18 protein-coding genes are annotated in these 23,549 nt (G+C 35.3%); 17 read left to right on the forward strand and 1 reads right to left on the reverse strand.

The window, feature by feature from the left end; all coding sequences use genetic code 11:
• Window positions 1-89: 89 nt before the first annotated feature.
• Window positions 90-1,388 (forward strand): histidine--tRNA ligase, encoded by a 1,299-nt coding sequence (gene hisS, locus MN187_RS02630; RefSeq protein ID WP_117972626.1) that lies wholly within the window; start codon window positions 90-92, stop codon window positions 1,386-1,388.
• Between the two features lie 24 nt (window positions 1,389-1,412).
• Window positions 1,413-2,291: a YitT family protein gene (locus MN187_RS02635; RefSeq protein ID WP_242094194.1), complete on the forward strand. Its 879-nt coding sequence runs from the start codon at window positions 1,413-1,415 to the stop codon at window positions 2,289-2,291.
• A gap of 78 nt (window positions 2,292-2,369) precedes the next feature.
• Here the strand turns inward: MN187_RS02635 and hutI are convergent, their stop codons facing one another.
• Complete coding sequence (gene hutI, locus MN187_RS02640) at window positions 2,370-3,635, reverse strand: imidazolonepropionase (RefSeq protein WP_242094196.1); 1,266 nt, start codon at window positions 3,633-3,635, stop codon at window positions 2,370-2,372.
• Window positions 3,636-3,882: 247 nt separating this feature from the next.
• Here hutI and hutU point away from each other — a divergent pair, with 247 nt between their 5' ends.
• From hutU to purD, 15 genes are all read left to right on the forward strand, one after another.
• Window positions 3,883-5,907, forward strand: coding sequence for a urocanate hydratase (gene hutU / locus MN187_RS02645; RefSeq protein WP_242094197.1), 2,025 nt, complete (start codon window positions 3,883-3,885; stop codon window positions 5,905-5,907).
• A gap of 196 nt (window positions 5,908-6,103) precedes the next feature.
• Window positions 6,104-9,100 carry an ATP-binding protein gene (locus MN187_RS02650; protein WP_242094199.1) on the forward strand — a complete coding sequence of 999 codons (2,997 nt, stop codon included), beginning with the start codon at window positions 6,104-6,106 and terminating at the stop codon, window positions 9,098-9,100.
• A gap of 120 nt (window positions 9,101-9,220) precedes the next feature.
• Window positions 9,221-10,621: a gluconokinase gene (locus MN187_RS02655; RefSeq protein ID WP_242094202.1), complete on the forward strand. Its 1,401-nt coding sequence runs from the start codon at window positions 9,221-9,223 to the stop codon at window positions 10,619-10,621.
• A gap of 49 nt (window positions 10,622-10,670) precedes the next feature.
• A complete protein-coding gene (gene purE / locus MN187_RS02660) occupies window positions 10,671-11,186 on the forward strand; it encodes a 5-(carboxyamino)imidazole ribonucleotide mutase (RefSeq protein ID WP_241699331.1) in 516 nt (171 codons plus the stop codon).
• Window positions 11,170-12,300 carry a 5-(carboxyamino)imidazole ribonucleotide synthase gene (gene purK / locus MN187_RS02665; protein ID WP_241699332.1) on the forward strand — a complete coding sequence of 377 codons (1,131 nt, stop codon included), beginning with the start codon at window positions 11,170-11,172 and terminating at the stop codon, window positions 12,298-12,300. Before purE ends, purK begins: the two co-directional genes overlap by 17 nt.
• A 14-nt stretch (window positions 12,301-12,314) precedes the next feature.
• A complete protein-coding gene (gene purB, locus MN187_RS02670) occupies window positions 12,315-13,613 on the forward strand; it encodes an adenylosuccinate lyase (RefSeq protein WP_071457281.1) in 1,299 nt (432 codons plus the stop codon).
• 213 nt (window positions 13,614-13,826) lie between these two features.
• Window positions 13,827-14,540 carry a phosphoribosylaminoimidazolesuccinocarboxamide synthase gene (gene purC / locus MN187_RS02675; protein WP_242094204.1) on the forward strand — a complete coding sequence of 238 codons (714 nt, stop codon included), beginning with the start codon at window positions 13,827-13,829 and terminating at the stop codon, window positions 14,538-14,540.
• 2 nt (window positions 14,541-14,542) lie between these two features.
• Window positions 14,543-14,794 carry a phosphoribosylformylglycinamidine synthase subunit PurS gene (gene purS / locus MN187_RS02680; RefSeq protein ID WP_242094206.1) on the forward strand — a complete coding sequence of 84 codons (252 nt, stop codon included), beginning with the start codon at window positions 14,543-14,545 and terminating at the stop codon, window positions 14,792-14,794.
• A gap of 2 nt (window positions 14,795-14,796) precedes the next feature.
• Window positions 14,797-15,477 (forward strand): phosphoribosylformylglycinamidine synthase subunit PurQ, encoded by a 681-nt coding sequence (purQ, locus tag MN187_RS02685; protein ID WP_071457278.1) that lies wholly within the window; start codon window positions 14,797-14,799, stop codon window positions 15,475-15,477.
• 1 nt (window position 15,478) lies between these two features.
• Window positions 15,479-17,701 (forward strand): phosphoribosylformylglycinamidine synthase subunit PurL, encoded by a 2,223-nt coding sequence (gene purL / locus MN187_RS02690; protein WP_242094208.1) that lies wholly within the window; start codon window positions 15,479-15,481, stop codon window positions 17,699-17,701.
• Window positions 17,686-19,104 carry an amidophosphoribosyltransferase gene (purF, locus tag MN187_RS02695; RefSeq protein ID WP_242094210.1) on the forward strand — a complete coding sequence of 473 codons (1,419 nt, stop codon included), beginning with the start codon at window positions 17,686-17,688 and terminating at the stop codon, window positions 19,102-19,104. Before purL ends, purF begins: the two co-directional genes overlap by 16 nt.
• Window position 19,105: 1 nt before the next feature.
• A complete protein-coding gene (gene purM, locus MN187_RS02700) occupies window positions 19,106-20,152 on the forward strand; it encodes a phosphoribosylformylglycinamidine cyclo-ligase (RefSeq protein WP_242094212.1) in 1,047 nt (348 codons plus the stop codon).
• Window positions 20,149-20,727, forward strand: coding sequence for a phosphoribosylglycinamide formyltransferase (purN, locus tag MN187_RS02705; RefSeq protein ID WP_117972639.1), 579 nt, complete (start codon window positions 20,149-20,151; stop codon window positions 20,725-20,727). The genes purM and purN overlap by 4 nt, the downstream gene beginning before the upstream one ends.
• On the forward strand, window positions 20,720-22,264 hold the full coding sequence (gene purH, locus MN187_RS02710; RefSeq protein WP_242094214.1) for a bifunctional phosphoribosylaminoimidazolecarboxamide formyltransferase/IMP cyclohydrolase: 1,545 nt from the start codon (window positions 20,720-20,722) through the stop codon (window positions 22,262-22,264). The genes purN and purH overlap by 8 nt, the downstream gene beginning before the upstream one ends.
• 14 nt (window positions 22,265-22,278) lie before the next feature.
• The gene (gene purD / locus MN187_RS02715; protein ID WP_242094216.1) at window positions 22,279-23,532 is read left to right on the forward strand and encodes a phosphoribosylamine--glycine ligase; all 1,254 of its coding nucleotides are present in this window, start codon (window positions 22,279-22,281) and stop codon (window positions 23,530-23,532) included.
• Window positions 23,533-23,549: the final 17 nt, after the last annotated feature.

Here is a 23,549-nt window from a genome sequence, read left to right on the forward strand (position 1 = left end):
CTTTATTTTTAAATAAGTCGTGATAACTATTGAGTATCGAATCAATATTATGTAGTATGAATATAACGAGAAAAGGATGGTGTATGACGATGAAATATCAGAAACCAAAAGGAACAAACGATATTTTACCAGGTGAATCAGAAAAATGGCAGTTTGTAGAATCAACTGCACGTGACGTATTAAAAAAATATGACTTTCATGAAGTCAGAACGCCAATGTTTGAACATATTGAAGTTATTACACGAGGTGTTGGTGAGTCAACAGATATCGTGACAAAAGAGATGTATGATTTTAAAGACAAAGGTGATCGCCATATTACGCTTAGACCTGAAGGAACTGCTCCATTAGTTCGTTCATACGTTGAGCATAAATTATTCGGACCGGAACATCAAAATCCGTTTAAAGCTTTTTATATTGGCCCAATGTTTCGCTATGAACGCCCTCAAGCAGGACGTTTACGTCAATTTAACCAAATGGGGATTGAAGTATTAGGTAGTAGTAATCCAGCAACAGATGTTGAAGGGATTTTAGTCGCACTAGATTTCTTTAAACGTTTAGGCGTGACACATACTCAATTAGTGATTAACTCACTTGGAACAAGAGAAAATCGTATGGTTTATCGCCAAGCATTAATTGATTATTTAGAGCCTTTAAGCGACCAATTAAGTGATGACTCAAAACGTCGTTTACATACTAACCCACTTAGAGTATTAGATAGTAAAGATAAAAAAGATAAAGAAATTGTCGAAAATGCACCGTCAATTTTAGATTATCTAGATGAAGAGTCAAATGCTTTCTTTACTGAAGTGAAATCATTACTTGATGCAATGGGTGTGGAGTATGTAGTCGATCATAGAATGGTTCGAGGTCTTGACTACTACAATCACACCGTATTTGAAATTATGAGTAATGCGCCAGGATTTAATGGTGCGATTACCACAATTTGTGCTGGTGGACGTTATGATGGATTGGTTTCAGAGTTTAATGGACCAGATAGTCATGATTCAGGATTTGGGTTTGGTATGGGGATTGAACGTGTCTTAATTACAATGGATGCTGAAGGAGTAGAAATACCTGCAGCAAACAACGTGGATGTATATGTTGTTGGTCTAGGTGAAGAGACAAACTGTGAAAGTTTAAAATTAGCACAAGCAGCAAGACAAGCTGGATTTGTTTGTGAACGTGATTTTCTAAATCGTAAAGCCAAAGCACAATTTAAATCGGCAGATAAATTAAATGCCAAACTTGTTTTAATTATTGGTGAATCAGAATTAGCAGAAAAAGTTGTTCGTGTAAAAAATATGGTGACAGGTGAAGAGACAACCGTTTCATTAGATGATATTTATACATCCTTTAGCAATGTTTACAACAACATAATAGGGGAGTAAACGTATCTTTGGAGGAGACTTACTATGAAACGATTTAGCAAGGACTCTAGTACCATTGCTGATTATACTCGTAAATTAACGGTTATATTTTTATACGCGTTATTATACGCGATTGCTTTGAACATGTTTTGGCATCCAGCTTCAATCTATACTGGTGGAATCACTGGTTTTTCTCAAATAGTAAACACTGTTTTTGACAAATGGTTTGGCGTTAATTGGTCAATATCGGTCATTTATTATTTGATGAATCTACCATTTTTAATTTATGGTTGGAGAAAAATGAATAAAGAAATTGTCATTTTTACTTTAATAAGTGTGACAGCCGCATCCCTTGCAATTAGCATTGTACCTGAAATTGTACTAACTAAAGACCCAATTATTTGTGCACTGTTTGGTGGGGCTATTGGAGGGAGTTCTCTAGGATTAGCTTTAAAAAATGGTATTGCTACAGGTGGACTTGATATTGGGATTATTGTGATTCGACGCAAGACAGGGCGTAGTATCGGCTCAATTTCGATGGTAATCAACGGGATTATTGTAATAGCAGCAGGCTATCTATTTGGTTTTCCATATGCTTTTTATAGTTTGCTATCCATTATTGTGAGTGGAAAAGTGACTGATTTTATTTTTACTAAACAACAAAAAATGCAAGCTTTAATCATTACTAGACAGCCTGAAAAAGTGATCGCCGAACTTAAGGTGCGATTACTTCGAGGTGTGACGATTTTAAATGAAGCAGAAGGAGCGTATGATCACCGTGAAAAAGTGGTTCTTTTGACGGTTATTACACGTTATGAAATGCCGTTATTGGAAGAAGCAATCAAAGAAGCGGATAATGAGGCCTTTGTTAGTATCTCAGAAAATGTCCACACAATTGGAAAATTTGATGATTTTGAATTTTAAATCAATAGAAAAGCCACTTAGCGATTTGCTAGGTGGCTTTTTATAAACTCATTTTCACATGACAGGTAAAAATAAGACTTACACAAGTTGTCGATTTTTTGAAACCAATTCTCCATTTTTATAAACATCTTTGACTAAGTTTGTTGCAAAGAAATATAATGGATAATCAATATTTGGTGCATCAAATACGGCAATGTCAGCACGTTTTCCTTCTGTGAAACTTCCGATTGATTCCCCTAAACCAACTGAGTAAGCAGCATTGATTGTCACGGCATTAAATACTTGGATTGGTGTTAAATGCATTTTGAAACAACCAAGTTGCATAATAAATTGGATATTAGCTGTCGGGCAGCTTCCAGGATTTGAGTCAGTAGACAATGTAATGGCCATACCAGCATCTAACATTTTTTTGGCAGGAGCGTAAGTATCAGCCATTAAACTGAAAGTCGTTCCTGGTAATAAGTTACCAATAACACCTGCTTCACCCATTTTTTTAATTCCTTCATCAGTAGCAGCCATTAAATGTTCTGCACTCACTGTTTCAAGTTCTGCCGCCACATCAACTCCACCGATTGAGTCGATTTCATCAGCATGAATACGCAATTTGAAGTCTAAGTCTTTTGCTGCTTGAAGTAAGCGACGAGATTGTTCTGCTGTAAATACTCCTGTTTCACAGAAAATATCACAAAAATCAGCTAATTTTTCTTCTTTTACTTTTGGAAGCATTTCTGAAATAATATGGTCAATGAATGCATCACCGTTACCATTAAATTCTTCTGGAATAGCATGGGCTGCCATAAATGTTGAGACTAAGTCAATTGGATGAGTATGATTTAATTCTTTTACCACATTCATTTGTTTTTTTTCTGTTTCCCAATCAAGACCATAACCACTTTTGGCTTCTACTGTTGTCACACCATGGATTAACATTTCATCTAATAAATGACTTGATTTATTATAAAGCGTGTCAAAAGAAGCACTCTTTGTTGAGCGTACAGTACTTAAAATACCGCCACCTTCTTTTAAAATATCTAAGTAAGAGACACCATTTAATTTTTTGGCAAATTCATTTTCACGGCTGCCACCATATACTAAGTGAGTATGACAATCAATCAATCCTGGTGTTGCAAGTTTTCCTTTATAATCATGGATTTTAGTATGATCACCAATTAGAGAGTCGTCAGGAGTCCCACTACCAATTTTTAAAATTTTACCATTTTTAATGGCAATGTAACCATCTTCAATAATGGTTGCTTCAGACATTTCTGCTCCCTTTAATGCTCGTTGTTTATCTATCGGTGAAAAAATTTGACTAAAGTGTACTAATAGTTTATCTGCTTTCATGAAGATTCCTCCTTTTATTCTTACACTAATTATAACCATTTAATGAGTATAATGTAGTCTTGTATCATCTAAAAAGGGTCAAAAAATTTTTTTTAGAAAAAAAAGAGAAAAAAAGAGACTTTTTGCTGTAAATTGACCCATAATAGACTATGGGAGGATAAACTAAAGCCATAACTTAATGATTCATTCACTTATGTCTACAGGAAAAGAGATAAGTAACTCAAGATAAACTAAGGAGGAAGTAACAATGATTAAAAATACTGATATTAGTAAAGCAATGACGATTAAATTGCCAGATGTGTTACCAGATATGCCGAAATTCGAAGAAGGCATTCGTCGTGCCCCAGACAGAGGATTCCGTTTAACTGAAGCACAAACTGAATTAGCATTAAAAAATGCGCTTCGTTATGTACCAGAACAATTTCATGATCAAATGATTCCAGAATTCTTAGAAGAATTAAAAACAAGAGGTCGTATTTATGGCTATCGTTGGTATCCAAAAGAACGCATCTATGGTAAACCAATAGATGAGTATAAGGGAAAATGTACTGCAGCTAAAGCAATGCAAGTGATGATTGATAATAACTTAGATTTTGACATTGCACTATATCCTTATGAATTAGTGACTTATGGTGAAACAGGCCAAGTCTGTTCAAACTGGATGCAGTATCAATTAATTAAACGTTACTTAGAAGAGATGACTGATGAACAAACATTGGTTCTTGAATCTGGTCACCCATTAGGCTTATTTGCTTCTAAAAAAGATGCTCCAAGAGTCATCATCACAAATGGTTTACTTGTTGGGGAATATGACAATATTCACGACTGGGAAATCGCAGAACAAATGGGTGTCACAAACTACGGACAAATGACTGCTGGAGGATGGATGTACATTGGTCCTCAAGGGATTGTTCACGGAACATTTAATACATTATTAAATGCCGGTCGTTTGAAATTAGGAATTCCAGACGATGGAGATTTAACTGGAAAACTATTCATAACATCAGGTTTAGGTGGTATGAGTGGGGCTCAAGGTAAAGCTGGTGAGATTGCTAAATCAGTGACAATTGTAGCTGAAGTTGACCGCTCTCGTATCGATACTCGTTTAGAACAAGGATGGATTAGTCATGTGACTGAAACACCAGAAGAAACAATGACATTAGCTAAAGAATATTTAGATAACAAAGATTCAACATCTATTGCTTATCATGGTAATGTTGTTGACTTACTTGAATATGTTGACAAACATGATATCCATGTTGATTTATTATCAGACCAAACCTCTTGTCATAACGTATATGAAGGTGGTTATTGTCCAGTAGGTATCACATTTGAAGAAAGAACTCGTTTACTTGCTGAGGATCAAGATACATTTAGAAAAATGATTGATGATACATTAGAACGTCACTTTAACGTGATCAAATCATTAACAAGCAAAGGAACTTACTTCTTTGACTATGGTAACTCATTTATGAAAGCTATCTATGATACAGGAATTAAAGAAATTTCTAAAAACGGTGTGGATGATAAAGATGGATTTATCTGGCCATCATATGTAGAAGACATTATGGGACCTATGTTATTTGATTATGGTTATGGTCCATTTAGATGGGTATGTTTATCACGTAAACATGAAGACTTAAAGGCAACAGATAGAGCAGCTATGGAAGTTATCGATCCAACTCGTCGTTATCAAGACCGTGATAACTACAACTGGATTCGTGATGCTGAAGATAACAAATTAGTTGTTGGAACAGAAGCTCGTATATTATATCAAGATGCAATGGGACGAGTGAATATTGCGCTTAAATTTAACGAAATGGTTCGCCGTGGGGAAATTGGGCCTGTGATGATTGGTCGTGACCATCATGACGTATCTGGAACAGACTCACCATTCCGTGAAACATCAAATATTAAAGATGGGAGCAATGTAACGGCTGATATGGCAACACAATGTTACGCAGGGAATGCTGCTCGTGGTATGAGTTTAATCGCTTTACATAACGGTGGTGGTGTTGGTATTGGTAAATCTATCAACGGTGGCTTTGGTCTAGTATTAGATGGAACTGAATTAACAGACGACATCATCAAATCTGCGATTGCATGGGACACTATGGGTGGAGTTGCTCGTCGTAGTTGGGCAAGAAATGACCATGCGATTGAAACATCAATGGAATATAATGAAGTGAGAAAAGGATCAGATCATATCACGATTCCATATTTAGCTGATGATGAAAAAGTAAAATCAGCAGTAAGTGATTTATTTAAATAACGATTAGAGTGGACTTCCTATCCAAATCTCTAAACCCTCTCGTTTTTACATTGAGAGGGTTTTATTGTCTTGATTTTTCCGAAAACGATTTCTTTTACTATAACAAAATAGTATAATTATGGTGACAGGGTATATGTGTATATCGTTAATATACAAAAAAGGTGTGATTTGTTAAAGTGGGGAGAGTTTTTACGGTATGGGAAATTATTTAAATTGTCGATTGTTTGGAACACCAGAAGTAAGTTTAGATGGTGAGATTGTTTTGTTTTCTTTTTCTAAAATCAATGCTATGCTTTATTATTTATTAATTAATAAAACTGTTAGTCGTGATGAATTATCAGGACTGTTATGGCCAGATAAGAGTGATAAGAATGCAAAAAAAAATCTTCGAAACGCCATTTACCAAGCAAATAAAAGTTTAGGCATGGAGCTAATTATTTCTCCAAATAAATCATTGTTAATGTTAAATGACACAATTAACTTCACAAGTGATGTGGCGCAATTTACTCAGGATCCTGAAACGTATTATTATCTTTATAAAGGTGAATTTTTGAAAGGGTTTTATTTAAAAGAATGTGAAGGATTTGATTTTTGGGTTGTTAGGATGAAACGCTTTTTTGAGAAAAAGTTCGTTGAGACCGTTCATCGCCGAATAGAACAAGATATTGCCAATGGTGTGAATGAGCATGTGGAAGAAGCGATTGAACAATTAATGTTTATTGATGAATTTAATGAAATTAACTATCAGTATTTGATGACTTTTTATCAACAACAAAGCCGAGATAATAAAGTAGTAGATGTTTATCATAAGTTATCAAATTTGTTGAAATCAGAGCTTGGCGTTACACCAAACAAACAAACAAAAGTCATTTATGAAACGTCACTTGAGAGGATTTTGTCAGAAAATACGACTAACAATCAACGTTTTTCATCACTATTTTATGGTCGTTCAGAAGAGTTACAACAATTATCAGTCAATTTTGCGGCTTTTAAAAGTCGTCAGTCTTATCAATCTGTGGTGGTTCGTGGTGAAGCAGGTATTGGAAAAAGTGCGTTGATAAATCGGGCGATAGATAGCGTGTCAGATGAGTTTAAAGTCATCGAAACACAGTGCTATCAAGCAGAAGAAAATCATTTGTTACGTCCATGGAAAAAAATTATTGATCAATTGACGGTTATAATAGAAAATCAAGAATTAATCGATCCACTTGTTTGGCAAAAAGTGATTCGAAAAGTTTTTCCTAGTTTTACTCAACCGTTTCTTGAAGTGATTTCGCATGGAGAGACAGAACCTTACAAGGAAAAGATGTTATCAGATTTGATGATAGAAGCTATTAACAAGTTATCTCAACAACAACAACTTATTTTCTTATTTGATGATATTCAGTGGATGGATGAATCTAGTTTAGATTTGTTGACGACTGTTATGCTACATTGCCATACAAATGCGATGTTTCTGATGTCCGCTAGAAGTGTTGAGCGTTATCCATTGGACAAATTTATCAATACATTAAAACAGAGTGGTAAGTTAGCAGTTATCAATCTAGAACCTTTCTCATATGAGGAAACAGATGGATTTATTCGCAAAAAATTGCCGCATTTTGATGTGACCACTACAATAGTCGACAATGTGTATCAACATACGGAAGGAAACTTATTTTTCCTAATTGAGTACGTGTCCCTATTAAATAGCAATATGAATTTAAATACCATGACAGTGAAGATGAAAGATGCTTTACGAAATCGCTTTTTATATCTAACAGAAAAAGAACAAGAACTAGTGTCTATTATTTCTTATTTTTATGATTATGCCTTAATTGATAGTCTGGTGTTTTTAACCAATAGATCAAGTTATGACATCGTGGCGATGATTGAAAGCCTCGTATCAAAAAATATCCTAGTTGAAAAAGTGGTTAGAGATAAAATTGCGACAAGTTTTACTCATGTTAAGTTACGGGAGTTTGTTTATATGAATCAATCTCTTGCTAAAAAACGTGTACTTCATCACCGCATTGCTGAATTTTTAGAATTGCAACTTAAACCTGGAGGCAATGATATTCTTCAGTATGACACGATAGCCTATCACTACAAACATGGAAAAGATGAATTAAGTGGTTTGAAATATCGTCTAAAATATTTTGAAGGGTACCTGGGTTTTTATCATGAGCTATTCCCAGTTGAAGGACAATACGGTGTGGATCCATTTAGTTTCAACAAAGAATGGGCAACAGAGCAATTTGCGAAAATTAATCAACGATTAACACAATTAAGTCCAGATGATAAACAAACAAATGTATATAACTTACTCAGACTTCAATATTTGTACCTGGAAGGTCGTTTTTTGATAAAATATGGAGAGTATGAGCGAGGTGTGGCAAACATTCAAAGCGTGTTGATTAGAGCAAGAGAATTAAACGAGAGCTCTTATTTATTAAATGGGTATAAGCAAATGATTTATTATTATATTCAGATAAATGAACCTAAAGAGATGATTTATTACATAGAACTGGCTTTGGATTTGTCGATTCGAGAAAACAATCATCAATCAATCGGTATTTTATTACGTCTTAAGGGACTTTATCATATGATGAGCGGTAATAATACGGTGGCTGAGAAGTTACTAAAAGAGTCTATTAATACGTTTATGTTGACTGATGAAATCAGTAAAAAGTATTCAGTGAGCATTGCAGCAGCCTACAACTACTTAGGTGAAATACGGATGAATAATGGAGCGTACCAAGATGCTGTGGGTATGTTTGAAAAAGCCATTGATTTGTGTCAAAGTAATCAAGCACTCTCAAGTTTAACAATATTCTATATTAATGTTGGCGTGGCGTTGTTTGCTTTAGAAAATTATGAAGAAGCAGAAATCTATTTCTTAAAAGCAGAAGAAATTTTTTCTAGTCTAAATTTTTACTGGAAACGAGCTAAATTGGATGCATATCTTTCTATTTTGTATGCGCAAAAGAATCATATGCAGAAATCTCAATTTTATTTAATTCAAGGTGAAAAGCACGCAAAACGGATGGGGAATTGTCGTGATATAGGTATGGTAGAATATGCAAAATATATCAATTATCACGTGTACCATCATGACGCTATAGATGATTTTTTACCAGTTGAAACGATTTGTGAGTATTTAAATGACTACCAAGATGCTTATGAAATTAGTAAATTAAAAGAAATTAGATAATAAATTCAAGCCTCAATAAGAGGCTTGAATTTTTTTATCTTTAATCATCGAAGATATTTAGTGAAACCAGTGATTTGATGTTAAAATAAAACTATAAAGAAAAAGAAGGGTGGATATGGGATGTATCCTTTAGCGATTGACGTTGGGACAACCAATATTAAGTTACAAATTTTTGAAAAAGACACGATTATAGAAGAACTAGTCTTACCGATAGAAACATTTACAGATAGAGGAAGTAGAGTTTTCCAAAGTCCAGCTCACATTTATCGTCAAATTGTACGAGGTATTCGTACCATGACACAAGAGGGTTACAACATTGATTCAATCGTTTTGACAACAGCTATGCATAGTATTATGCCAATAGTTGAGGGACGAGACGAAGAGATGTATATTTGGCTAGATGCACAAAGCAAGCCATTTGTTGAAACAATAAAATCAGAAAAAAACTATCTAAATTATTATAAAAAAACGGGCACACCCATTCACGAGATGTCACCTTTTGCAAAAATTGGGCATTTCCAAAAAGAAAAATGGTTTAACGATGTTATTCGGTGGGTTGGAATGAAAGATTACTTAATGGAACGATTGACAGGAGAATTTGTCGTAGATTATTCCATTGCCTCAGCAACAGGCTTATTTAATATCCATGATAAGAAATGGGATGACACCATTTTGAAAAAAGTTGGAACAGATGAATCAATGTTAGCTAAGTTAGTTGATACGGATTATTCTGCCCCACTCCTTGAAGATGTTGCGGATGAATTATTCTTAACACCAAATATCCCAGTTTATATTGGTGCAAGTGACGGTTGTTTAGCGAGTTATGCTAGTTATGTCGCAAATGGTACGCTTAATACCATCACGATTGGAACGAGTGGCGCGGTGCGTAAATTATCTAAAACAATTGAGTTAGATGATAAAGGACAGACGTTTTGCTATTACTTAAACGATACTTATTGGGTCATTGGTGGTGCGACAAATAATGGCGGACAAATTATGACATGGGCTGAAAATGTCTTTTTTGAAGGTCAGTCTATTTATCAAGAGCTAAATCATTCTCTTAGTCAATCACCAATCGGAAGTGACGGGCTACTATTTTTCCCTTATTTAACAGGAGAACGTGCCCCAATTTGGCAATCAACTCCTCAAGGAAAATACATTGGACTAAGTTTACAACACACTAAACATCATATGGTTAGAAGTATAGTCGAAGGTATTTTTTATAATTTACGCTATATCAGTGAATTAATTGAATTAGAGCCACGAGAAATTACTGTGAATGGCGGCTTTTTTGCGAATGAGTTATTAGCCATGATGGCGGCTGATATTTTTGGTCAAAATGTTGTTCAATCGGTTTATAATGAACCAAATTTTGGAGCAGTGAGCCTAATTCATCCAGTTAAGTCGTTTTTATTATCAGACCATCGTCGAACATTTTATACGGAAGATAACCATCATTTATATAATCATAGCTATGAATCATTTAAAAAAGAAATAGAAACGAACATTATAAACAAATAACTTTTGAAACTTACGTATATTTTTGACAGAATTTTTATCACTTGTTACAATGAACAAAAAGACAGAATGGAGAATAGTCATGAGTGATATTGCTGTGATTATGGGTAGTAAATCTGATTGGGATACGATGAAAGAAGCATGTGATGTCTTAGATGAACTAAATGTAACATATCAAAAAAAAATTGTCTCAGCTCACCGGACACCAGAGTTAATGTTCGCTTTTGCTCAAGAAGCAGAAAGTAAAGGCTATAAAGTCGTTATCGCAGGAGCAGGTGGTGCGGCTCATTTACCAGGAATGGTGGCAGCTTTAACGACGTTACCAGTGATTGGTGTACCAGTAGAATCAAAAAGTTTAAAAGGAATGGATTCACTTTTATCAATTGTTCAAATGCCAGGGGGAATTCCTGTCGCAACGACAGCTATTGGTAAACCTGGCGCTAAAAATGCTGGTTTATTAGCAGCTCAAATTATTGGCATTACAGATAAAAATATTGGAAAAAATCTGCATCAATATAGACAGCAGTTAAAGAAAACTGTACTAGAAAGTGGTGACTCTTTTGATTAATTCTATCTTGCCTTCGCAAACAGTTGGTATTATTGGTGGTGGACAACTCGGTCAAATGATGGCTCAAAGTGCAAAAGAAAAAGGATTTGTTGTTGGGGTACTTGATCCTAATGACAATTGTCCAGCTGCTCAAGTGTGTGATTTTCATATTCAAGCGTCATATGATGATATCTCTGCTATTAAGAAATTAGCTAATCAATCAGATGTTTTGACGTATGAATTTGAAAATGTCGATGCTAAAGTATTAGAACCATATGACAATATAGGCAAACTCCCTCAAGGGTTGAAACTATTAAAAATATCGCAAAATAGACAATTTGAAAAAGAATTTTTAGTTCAACATAGTATCCCAGTTTCTCCATTTGAAGTCATTCGTTCAGTCGACGAATTAAAAAAAGCACTTAAAGTGATTGGGTTTCCAAGTGTACTGAAAACGATCATTGGTGGGTACGATGGAAAAGGTCAAATTGTGTTGCGCAGTGAAGAGGATATAAAAGACTGTCAAGAATTACTAAAAAATGCGACATGTATTTTGGAAAAATGGGTGTCGTTTGAAAAAGAAATCTCTGTGATCATTTCAAACAATAAGCGTCAAGAGATTAGTGTGTTTCCTGTGGCAGAAAATAAGCATGTGAACAATATTTTGTTTACTAGTATCGCACCAGCTAGAATCAGTGAAGCATGTGCAAAAGAGGCTATATCACTAGCCAAGCGAATTAGTAAAGAACTTGAAGCATGTGGCACAATTACGATTGAAATGTTTGTAACTGAGACAGAAGAATTGGTAGTCAATGAAATTGCACCAAGACCACATAATTCTGGTCATTACACGATTGAATCGTGTTCAGCAAGTCAGTTCGATACACATATATTAGGAATCTGCCAATGGGCAATGCCTAATATCAAAAGTTTTAGTGATGCAGTGATGGTGAACTTAATTGGAGACGAACAAAGCAAAGCGAAACAGGTTGTCTCTGAAAAAAATAATTGGAATTTTCATTTTTATGGAAAAAAAGATGAAAAACCAGGTAGAAAAATGGGTCACATTACGATATTATCAAATAGTATGTCAGAAACATTAACAGAAATTCAAAATCAAGATATTTGGCAATAAGAAAGGAAAAGACAATGATAGAACGTTATACTCGTAAAGAAATGGGAAATATCTGGTCAGATGACAACCGTTATGCTGCATGGTTAGAAGTTGAAATTTTAGCTGCGGAAGCATGGGCAAGCTTAGGAGAAATTCCTAAAGAAGATACTGTATTGATTAGAGAGAATGCGACGTTTGATATTGATCGTATTTTAGAAATCGAACAAGAAACACGTCATGATGTTGTGGCGTTTACGCGTGCAGTTTCTGAGAGTTTAGGACAAGAGAGAAAATGGGTTCACTACGGCCTAACAAGTACAGACGTTGTTGACACAGCTTATGGCTATTTAATGAAACAAGCTAATGATATTTTACGTAAAGATTTGTCTGAGTTTCTTGAAGTAATAAAAGAAAAAGCATTAGAGCATAAATACACAGTTATGATGGGTCGAACGCATGGCGTACACGCGGAACCAACGACATTTGGACTTAAATTAGCGTTATGGTATTCAGAAATGAAACGAAACATCGAGCGCTTTGAACATGCTGCTCGTGGTGTTGAAGCGGGTAAAATTAGTGGTGCTGTTGGAACATTTGCTAATACACCACCTGAAGTTGAAGCGTTTGTCTGTGATAAGTTAGGGATTCGCGCGCAAGAGATTTCAACGCAAGTATTGCCTCGTGACCTACATGCTGAATATATTGCAACAATTGCATTAATCGCCACAAGTATTGAAAAATTTGCAACAGAGATTAGAGGGTTACAAAAATCTGAAACACGTGAAGTCGAAGAATTTTTTGCAAAAGGACAAAAAGGTTCTTCAGCTATGCCGCATAAACGTAATCCAATCGGCTCTGAAAACATGACAGGGTTGGCTCGTGTGTTGCGTGGACACGTGGTAACAGCTTATGAAAATGTGTCTTTATGGCATGAAAGAGATATCTCTCATTCATCTGCAGAACGTATTATTATTCCAGATTCAACGATTTTATTAGATTATATGTTACAACGATTTACTAACATTGTTAAAAATTTAACAGTATTCCCTGAGAATATGAAACGTAACATGGGTGCTACGTTTGGTTTGATTTATAGTCAACGTGTGCTATTGAAATTGATTGATAAAGGTATGTCTCGTGAGGAGGCGTATGATTTAGTACAACCAAAAACAGCTATTTCTTGGGATGAACAAACTGATTTTAGACCATTACTAGAAGCTGATGAAAAAATTATGTCTGTCTTGTCTAAAGAAGAATTAGACGATGCATTTGACTATAACTATCATTTAAAACATGTTGATGATTTATTTGATAGAGTAGGATTAATAAAATAATGACTGAGGTTCGCGAAATCTATTTTCGTGGCCTTTTTATTTTGTCTAAAATCATACTAATTATATTAAAAACGAACATTTTAGAGAATGTTTTATTTTATCGTTAATAATTAATTGACGTTCAAAAAAACTCTTGTTACTATATGTTTATTAAATGAATAATGTTAATAAAATATATGAAAATGTTCTCTAATGACGAAAGGAAGAAAAGAAATGTCAGAAGTTTTATATTTAGGTAAGGCTAAAAGCGTACATTCGACAGAAAAAGAAAATGAGTTAAGGTTGGTTTATCTAGATCAGGCAACGGCATTAAATGGTAAAAAGAAAGATGAAATTATTGGTAAAGGTCAATTGAATAATTCAATTAGTTCTGAAGTGTTTCGATATCTATCTTTAAAAGGAGTTGCACATCATTGGATTAAGCAACTTAGTGAGAATGAGCAGTTAGTTAAAGCTGTGACAATAATTCCGCTTGAAGTCGTCGTTCGAAACATTGCAGCAGGAAGTTTTTCAAAGCGTTTTGGTATAAAAGAAGGAACGATCTTACCAACACCCATTCTTGAGTTTTATTATAAAGACGATGCCTTGGATGATCCATTTATGAATGAAGATCATATTGATTATTTAGATATTGCAACAAAAGAAGAAGTGGCTTTTATTAAAGAACAATCTTTTACAATTAATGATTGTCTAAAAGAATTGTTTTCATCTATTGGATTGACATTAGTTGATTTTAAATTGGAGTTTGGACGAGATAGTGACGGACGCATTATTCTAGCAGATGAGGTAACACCAGATACGTGTCGTTTATGGGATGATAAGACGAACAAATCATTAGATAAAGACGTTTACCGAAAAGACATTGGAGATTTGGTGAGTGTATATAAAGAAGTTGAAAAACGATTAAACGAACGAAAAGGAGAATAATCATGTTTAAAGTAAGAGTGTATGTAAACTACAAAGCATCCATTTTAGATCCACAAGCTGCAGTTATTGAAGGAGCTATCAAACGTTTAGGTGAAGATGGTGTATCAGATATTCGCGTGGGAAAAGTATTTGATTTTGTGATTAAAGCAGATAGCAAACAAGATGCTGAAGCAAAAATTGATAAGATTAGTGATAATTTATTAGCTAATCCAAACATGGAGACCTACGACTTTACTGTTACGGAGGTTAACTAATCATGGCAAAATTTGGTGTAGTAGTATTCCCTGGTTCAAATGGTGATCAAGATTTATTGTTAGCTATTCAAGATGTGATTGGTGAAGAAGCCGAATATGTGTCACATAGAGCAACTGACTTGTCAGAGTATGACGTTATTTTATTGCCAGGTGGTTTTTCTTATGGTGATTACTTAAGATGTGGGGCTATTGCTAAATCAAGTCCAGTGATGGAAGCAGTAAAACAGTTTGCCAGTGAAGGAAAACCAGTCTTTGGCACATGCAATGGATTCCAAATATTAACAGAGACAGGTCTTTTACCAGGTGTTTTATTAAATAACACATCGCTGAAATTCATTTGTGGCATGCAACCATTAAAAGTGAAGAATAATCAAACAATGTTTACAAATGAATATGAACAAGATGAAATCATTACCTTACCGATTGCTCACGGTGAAGGAAATTACTACTGTGACAATGCAACTTTAAAAGAATTAAAAGAAAACAATCAAATTATTTTTACTTATGAAAAAACAAATCCAAATGGCAGTGTGGAAGACATTGCAGGCATTACAAATAAGGAAGGAAATATTATTGGTTTAATGCCCCATCCAGAACGCGCGATGGAAGATTTATTAGGTAGTTCTGATGGCAAAAAACTATTTCAATCAATCGTAAATCATTTAAGAAAGGTGACGGCATAACATGGTAAAAGCACAAACAATGACTCCGGAAGAAGTGAAAGAATCTAAGATTTATCAAGAATGGGGTTTGAAAGACTCTGAGTATGAGTACATAGCTGATTCGATTTTAGGTCGTTTACCCAACTACACAGAAACAGGTTTGTTTGCTGTCATGTGGAGTGAGCATTGTTCTTATAAAAATAGTAAACCTGTGCTAAAACATTTTCCAACATCGAACCAACATGTTTTACAAGGGCCTGGTGAAGGTGCTGGTATTGTGGATATTGGAGATGGGTTAGCTGTTGTGTTTAAAGCAGAAAGTCACAATCATCCATCAGCGGTTGAACCTTATGAAGGGGCAGCTACAGGAGTTGGTGGAATTATTCGTGATATTTTTAGTATGGGTGCTAGACCGATTGCTATGTTGAATTCTTTACGTTTTGGTGAAATTAAAACTAATCGTACTAAATATTTAATTGAAAAAGTAGTCGCGGGGATTGGTGGCTATGGTAATAGTATTGGGATACCAACTGTTGGTGGCGAGATTGCGTTTGACGCGTGTTATGAAGGAAATCCCTTAGTTAATGCCATGTGTGTTGGTTTAATCAAACATGAAGACATTCAAAAAGGACAAGCAAAAGGTGTCGGTAACCCAATCATGTATGTGGGAGCCAAAACAGGCCGAGATGGGATTCATGGTGCCACGTTTGCTTCAGTTGAGTTTGTAGAAGGCGAAGAACAACAACGTTCTGCGGTACAAGTAGGCGATCCATTCATGGAAAAAGGCTTAATGGAAGCGTGTCTTGATTTGATTTTAAATCATTCAGATTGTTTAGTCGGAATTCAAGATATGGGTGCGGCTGGTTTGGTTTCTTCAAGTTCAGAGATGGCGTCAAAAGCTGGATCAGGATTAGAACTTTACTTAGATGACGTGCCACAACGTGAAACAGACATGACACCTTATGAAATGATGTTATCTGAGTCACAAGAAAGAATGTTACTTTGTATCAAAAAAGGAAAAGAACAACAAGTCATCGAATTATTTGAATCTTACGGTTTAGATGCTGTAACAATTGGTCATGTAACAATGGACAAGCGTTATAAATTATTTTTCCAAGGAGAAAAAGTCGCGGATATTCCTGTTGACTCGTTAGCGGAAGATGCGCCGGTGTATCATAACGAACAAGAAAAACCAAAACGCATCATTGAATTTGAAAAACAAGAAGCATATAAACCTAAAATAAAAGACTTTAAACAAACAACATTATCTCTTTTAGCTCAACCAACTATTGCGTCAAAACAATCATTATACGGAACATATGACTCACAAGTTCGTACTAATACTGTTGTAGGTCCTGGTAGTGATGCTGCTGTCCTACGTGTAAGAGGAACACAAAAAGCTCTTGCGATGACAACTGATTGTAATGGGAGATACTTGTATTTAGATCCAAAAGAAGGCGGAAAAATGGCGGTGAGTGAAGCAGCTAGAAATATTGTGGCAAGTGGTGCAAGACCATTAGCTATTACAGACTGTTTAAACTTTGGTTCACCAGAAAAATCTGAAGGATTCTATGAGTTAGATCAAGCAGCAAGAGGAATTGCTCGAGCGTGTGAAGCATTTGATACGCCCGTTATTTCAGGTAATGTTTCGTTATACAATGAAACGAATAATCAGTCTATCTACCCAACACCTATGATAGGAATGGTTGGCGTAGTTGAGGATTTATCCCATGTTACAACTCAAGATTTTAAAGAAGCATCAGATTTGATTTATATGTTAGGTGAAACGAATGCTGATTTTTCAGGTAGCGAAATTCAAAAATTATTAACTGGTAAGATTTCAGGGACTATATCAGCTGTTGATTTAGAAGAAGAAGTGGTCATTCAAGCTAAATTATTACAAGCTATTCAATCAGGTTATGTAAAAAGTGCTCATGACTGTGCTGAAGGTGGACTATTAATTAGTGTGATTGAATCAACATTTGGAAATGGATTAGGTGTTGATATTAAGACGAACCTAGCAACAGAATTAGTGTTTGCCGAGACATCAGGACGATTCGTTGTCAGCGTGTCACCTGAAGATAAAGATGCATTTGAATCTGTATTAAAGAAAGATGCTACTTTATTAGGAAAAGTGACAAATGATGGTGTGATAAAAGTTAGTACAGCCGACGATTCATTAGAATTACCAGTTGCAAAAGCCAAAGAAGTATGGGAGGAAGCAATACCATGTCTCATGAAATAAAAGGGATAAATGAAGAATGTGGTGTGTTTGGTGTATGGAACCATAAAGATGCCAGTCAAATGACTTATTATGGCTTACATAGTTTACAACATAGAGGACAAGAAGGTGCAGGGATTGTGTCATTAGAGAACAATCGCCTGCATGGTCATCGAGGATTAGGGTTATTGCATGAGGTATTTGCTAACCCTGATTTATTAACACAATTAAAAGGCCACTCTGCGATTGGTCATGTGCGTTATGGAACAAGTGGCGAGGGAGATATTATTAACATTCAGCCCTTTTTATTTCGCTTTTACAATGCTGAAATGGCATTAGCTCATAATGGAAATTTGATTAATGCTAAAACGTTACGTAAAGAATTAGAAGAAGATGGGGCTATTTTTCATTCTAATTCTGATACAGAAATCTTGATGCACTTAATTCGTCGTAGTAATAAAGACACATTCATCGACAAATTATCTGAAGCGTTGACTATTGTCAAAGGCGGGTTCGCTTATCTACTGCTAACGGATGATGCCATGTATGCAACGCTTGATCCAAATGCCTTTCGCCCATTATCTATTGGCCGTACGAGTAATGGTGCTTATGTTGTCTCAAGTGAAACGTGTGCTTTAGATACGATTGGAGCAATGTTTGTCAGAGATGTCGAACCTGGTGAAATTATTGAAATCAGCGATAACGGATTAAAAAGCTACCGTTACACTGATGAGACGATGTATTCAATTTGTTCAATGGAGTACATTTACTTTGCACGACCTGATTCAAACATCAAAGGAATTAATGTTCACTCTGCTCGTAAACGCATGGGAAAAACATTAGCTAAAGAACATCCTGTTGAAGCAGATATGGTCATTGGTGTGCCTAATAGTTCTCTTTCAGCGGCTAGTGGGTATGCTGAAGCAAGTTCTATTCCTTATGAAATGGGATTGGTAAAAAACCAATATGTCGCTAGAACGTTTATTCAACCAACACAAGAACTGCGAGAAGAAGGTGTTCGATTAAAACTATCTGCTGTTCGTGGTGTTGTGGAAGGAAAACGCGTGATTTTAGTGGATGATTCAATCGTTCGTGGGACAACATCAAAACGTATTGTTCGTTTGTTAAAAGAGGCTGGTGCAACAGAAGTTCATGTTAGAATTTCATCACCTCCATTAGCATATCCATGTTTTTATGGGATTGATATTCAAACAAAAGAAGAATTAATTGCTGCAAATTATTCAACAGATAAAATTAGAGAAATTATTGAAGCTGATTCGTTAGAATTTTTAACAGAAGAAGGTTTGATTAACTCGATTGGATTAAAGTTAGATGCCCCTTATAACGGGTTATGTATGGCGTATTTCAATGGTGATTACCCTACACCTTTATATGATTATGAATACAGAGAAAACAAGGAGGACTAGTATGTCAACAGCATATGAAAAATCAGGAGTCAATGTTGAAGCAGGATACGAAGTCGTAGAAAGAATTAAAGCTCACACAAAAAAAACAGAGCGTTTAGGGATGATGAGTGCATTAGGTGGATTTGGTGGCTGCTTTGATTTAAGTCAGTATCACGTGAAAGAGCCTGTCCTTGTTTCTGGAACAGATGGTGTGGGAACAAAATTAATGATTGCCATTGAAGCAGACAAACATGACACAATAGGGATTGATTGTGTTGCCATGTGTGCAAACGACATTTTAGCTCAAGGAGCGGAACCTTTGTTCTTTTTAGATTATATTGCTACAGGAAAAACCTATCCTGAAAAAATCGAAAAAATTATTGAAGGTGTAGCTAGTGGCTGTGTGGAATCCAAAATGGCTTTAATTGGTGGCGAAACAGCTGAGATGCCTGATATGTATGGTGAAAACGATTATGATTTAGCTGGATTTGCGGTTGGATTGGCAGAAAAATCAGAATTAATCGATTCATCAACTATTTCTGAAGGTGATGTATTAATCGGTGTTGCATCAAGTGGGATTCATTCAAATGGTTTTTCACTAGTCAGACAAATCTTATTTAAAGATCATGATTTTTCTTTAGATACAGTTTTAGATGAGTTAAATGGAAAAACTTTAGGTGATGTGTTATTAACGCCAACAAAACTTTACATAAAAAGTGTTTTACCATTAATTAAAATGCAAAAAATTAAAGGCATTGCTCATATTACTGGTGGAGGTTTCTATGAAAATATTCCTAGAATGTTACCAGCGAATATATCAGCCACTATAACAAAAGGCACGTGGCCAGTACTACCTATTTTTGATTGTTTACAAAAACTCGGAAATATCAGCGAAAAAGATATGTTTAGTACATTTAATATGGGAATTGGTATGGTACTAGCAGTTGATAAAAGAGATGCTCAGACAGTTTTAGATTATATCAATGATCATGATGAACTTGCTTATACAATTGGACAAGTTGAACTAGGTGAGACAAGTTCTGTTCACATTAAAGGAGAGAGTCGATGAGATTTGCCATTTTTGCTTCAGGAAACGGATCAAATTTTGAAGCAATAGTTAAAGCGAGTCAACAAGGAAATATTGCTGGAACATTGGTCTGTTTATTTTGTGATAAAAAAGATGCCTACGTGATTGAACGAGCAAAAAAGTATGACGTGCCTTATTTTGTGATGGAAAAAAAGGTACATCAGACAAAAGAAGCGTATGAACAAAATATTTTGACGATGCTAGAAAATGAAGACATAGATTTCATTGTGTTAGCAGGCTATATGAAAATTATCGGCCCAACACTTTTGAATCAATACAAAAAGAAAATCATTAATTTGCATCCATCCTTATTACCAAAATATCCGGGAAATAAAAGCATAAAAGAAGCCTATGAAAGCACTGATGAAAAGACTGGTGTGACGATTCATTTAGTGGATGAAGGTGTGGATACTGGCCCAATTATCTATCAAGAAAGTTTAGCGATTAATCGCGAGCTTTCTTTAGAAGAATTTGAGGAAGAGATGCATCAATTAGAGCATCATGTATTACCAATTATTTTAAATCAATTTATCTTGGAGGAATTTAAGAATGTCTAAAAAGCGTGCACTCATTAGCGTTTATGATAAAACTGGTGTAGCAGATTTTGCAAAAGAGTTAGTTAAGTTAGGGTATGACATTATTTCAACTGGCGGAACAAAACGAATACTTGAATCTGAGGGAATTAAGTGTTTGAGTGTGGAAGAAGTAACGAAGTTTCCAGAGATGCTTGATGGACGAGTCAAAACACTGCATCCATTTATTCATGGTGGATTATTAGCTAGACGAGATAATTCAGAACACATGAACACATTAAAAGAACACCATATAGAGATGATTGATTTAGTGTGTGTCAATTTGTACCCATTTAAAGAAACCATTGCTCAACCTAATGTGACACAAAATGAAGCGATTGAACAAATTGATATTGGTGGCCCGAGTATGTTACGAAGTGCCGCGAAAAACTTTGCTAGTGTGACGGTTGTTGTTGATAGTAGTGATTATGAGGTTATTTTAAATGAATTGAGTGAATCAGGGGACACAACACTTAAAACAAGACAATCATTAGCAGCAAAAGTATTTGCAACCACATCAGACTATGATGCAAGCATCGCTAATTACTTGTCAGAAGAAAATGATGAAAAAGGGTTACCAAACCAATTGTCACTAAACTATACAAAAGTTGATACTTTAAGATACGGTGAAAACAATCATCAAAAAGCGTATTTCTACCAATCAGATGATAATCAATCAGAAATCGGAATAGGAACAGCAAAACAATTACATGGGAAAGAATTATCTTATAACAACTATAAAGATGCTAATGCAGCGATACATTTAGTCAAAGAATTTGATGAACCAACAGTGGTTGCTGTGAAACATATGAATCCATGTGGTGTTGGTTTTGGAAAAACGATACATGAAGCTTACAGCCTAGCTTATGAAAGTGATCCGATTTCGATTTTTGGTGGCGTACTAGCTTTTAATCGTGAAATTGATGCTGATTTGGCTGAAAGTTTAAATCAATTGTTTTTAGAAATTATTATTGCCCCAAGTTTTACAGCTGACGCTTTAGAGATATTAGAGAAAAAGAAAAATCGTCGTTTGCTTCAATTAGACACAACGAAACCAAACCAATCTGAGTGGGAATTAGTCAGTGTCTCAGGTGGTTTACTAGTGCAAGAGTCTGATACTAAAATTGACGATGAGACAGAATGGACAGTTGTTACGGATACATTACCAACAGTTGAAGACATTGATGCATTGAAAAAAATGTGGTTAGTGGTTAAATCTGTAAAAAGTAATGCGATTGTTGTCGGTAACGCTCGCCATACATTAGGTATTGGTGCTGGACAAATGAATCGTGTCGGGTCAGTAAAATTAGCAATTGATCAAGCAGGTGATTTAGCCAAAGGTGCTGTATTAGCTAGTGATGCCTTTTTCCCAATGCCTGATAGTGTGGAATATGCAGCAAAACATGGGATAAAAGCAATCATACACCCAGGTGGTAGTGTGAAAGACCAAGAATCAATTGATGTAGCAAATGAGTATGGTATTGCAATGATTGTCACTGGAACAAGACATTTCAAACATTAAGAGGAGAAGACTTGATGAAAAGAAAACTATTGGTAATTGGTAGTGGTGGACGCGAGCATGCGATTGGTAAAAAATTATTACAAAGTCCACTAGTTGAAACAGTCTATTGTTTACCGGGAAATGCAGGAATGGTCATAGATGGGATTCAGTTAGTAGATGGAAACGAAAGTGATCAAGAATTTATTGCATCATTTTGTCAGGATAAAGAGATTAGTTGGGTATTTGTCGGACCTGAAGTGCCTTTAATAGATGGATTAGTTGATTTTCTAGAGACAAAAGGGATAAAAGCGTTTGGACCTAAAAAAAATGCAGCCATTATTGAAGGTTCAAAAGATTTTGCAAAACGACTAATGGCCAAATATGATATTCCAACGGCAAATTATGAAACATTTACTGATAGAGATGATGCAATTGCCTATTTATCAACACAGGAATTACCGATTGTCATCAAAGCAGATGGATTAGCTGCAGGTAAAGGTGTTGTGATTGCCCAAACCATTGAAGAAGCAACACAAGCTGTTGATGATAATTTATTAAATAATGTTTTTGATAGTGAAGAACCCAAAATTGTGATTGAAGAGTTTTTAGTTGGTAAGGAATTTTCTTTATTGTCATTTGTGGGAGACTCTTTTGTGTACCCAATGGTTGCAGCGAAAGATCACAAAGCAATTTTTGATGGAGACAAAGGACCAAATACTGGTGGAATGGGTGTATATACTCCTGTGCCGTATGTGGCAGATTCAGTGTATCAAGCATCACTATCAAAAATAGTTTCCCCAACAGTAGATGCGATGAAAAAAGAAGGAAGAGCTTTCCAAGGGATTTTATATACTGGATTAATCCTGACAAAAGATGGTCCGAAAGTCATTGAGTATAATGCTCGCTTTGGGGATCCTGAAACACAAGTATTGCTTGAAAGATTAGAAACAGATTTAGTTGAAGTAATCGAATCTATTTTGGATGATCAATCATTAGAAGTTTCTTGGAAAAATACTGGATTTGACTTAGGGGTTGTTGTCTCTGCAAAAGGATATCCAAATAGTTATGAAAAAGGAAAACCTTTAAACATTGATACAACGAATAAAGAAGTGAACCTTTTCTTTGCAGGAGTTGCAAAGAAAAATGATTCTCTTGTCTCAAATGGTGGTCGAGTATTTATGGCTGAAAGTAGTGGAGCAACACTCGAAGAAGCGAGACAAAAAGTATATGGTTGGTTATCTGAGCAACAGTTAACTGATTTTTATTATCGAACAGATATTGGAAAATAAAACAAGCTGACTAGGAC

The sequence above is a fragment of the Vagococcus sp. CY52-2 genome, from assembly GCF_022655055.1.
Classification (GTDB): Bacteria; Bacillota; Bacilli; order Lactobacillales; family Vagococcaceae; genus Vagococcus.

Coding starts and splice junctions, on each gene's coding strand:
- purL (WP_242094208.1), top strand. CDS start 15,479: ATGGTAAAAGCACAAACAATGACTCCGGAAGAAGTGAAAGAATCTAAG.
- hutU (WP_242094197.1), top strand. CDS start 3,883: ATGATTAAAAATACTGATATTAGTAAAGCAATGACGATTAAATTGCCA.
- hutI (WP_242094196.1), bottom strand. CDS start 3,635: ATGAAAGCAGATAAACTATTAGTACACTTTAGTCAAATTTTTTCACCG.
- purM (WP_242094212.1), top strand. CDS start 19,106: ATGTCAACAGCATATGAAAAATCAGGAGTCAATGTTGAAGCAGGATAC.
- MN187_RS02650 (WP_242094199.1), top strand. CDS start 6,104: ATGGGAAATTATTTAAATTGTCGATTGTTTGGAACACCAGAAGTAAGT.
- purQ (WP_071457278.1), top strand. CDS start 14,797: ATGGCAAAATTTGGTGTAGTAGTATTCCCTGGTTCAAATGGTGATCAA.
- purS (WP_242094206.1), top strand. CDS start 14,543: ATGTTTAAAGTAAGAGTGTATGTAAACTACAAAGCATCCATTTTAGAT.
- MN187_RS02635 (WP_242094194.1), top strand. CDS start 1,413: ATGAAACGATTTAGCAAGGACTCTAGTACCATTGCTGATTATACTCGT.
- purD (WP_242094216.1), top strand. CDS start 22,279: ATGAAAAGAAAACTATTGGTAATTGGTAGTGGTGGACGCGAGCATGCG.
- purF (WP_242094210.1), top strand. CDS start 17,686: ATGTCTCATGAAATAAAAGGGATAAATGAAGAATGTGGTGTGTTTGGT.
- purC (WP_242094204.1), top strand. CDS start 13,827: ATGTCAGAAGTTTTATATTTAGGTAAGGCTAAAAGCGTACATTCGACA.
- purB (WP_071457281.1), top strand. CDS start 12,315: ATGATAGAACGTTATACTCGTAAAGAAATGGGAAATATCTGGTCAGAT.
- purH (WP_242094214.1), top strand. CDS start 20,720: ATGTCTAAAAAGCGTGCACTCATTAGCGTTTATGATAAAACTGGTGTA.
- MN187_RS02655 (WP_242094202.1), top strand. CDS start 9,221: ATGTATCCTTTAGCGATTGACGTTGGGACAACCAATATTAAGTTACAA.
- purN (WP_117972639.1), top strand. CDS start 20,149: ATGAGATTTGCCATTTTTGCTTCAGGAAACGGATCAAATTTTGAAGCA.
- purE (WP_241699331.1), top strand. CDS start 10,671: ATGAACAAAAAGACAGAATGGAGAATAGTCATGAGTGATATTGCTGTG.
- hisS (WP_117972626.1), top strand. CDS start 90: ATGAAATATCAGAAACCAAAAGGAACAAACGATATTTTACCAGGTGAA.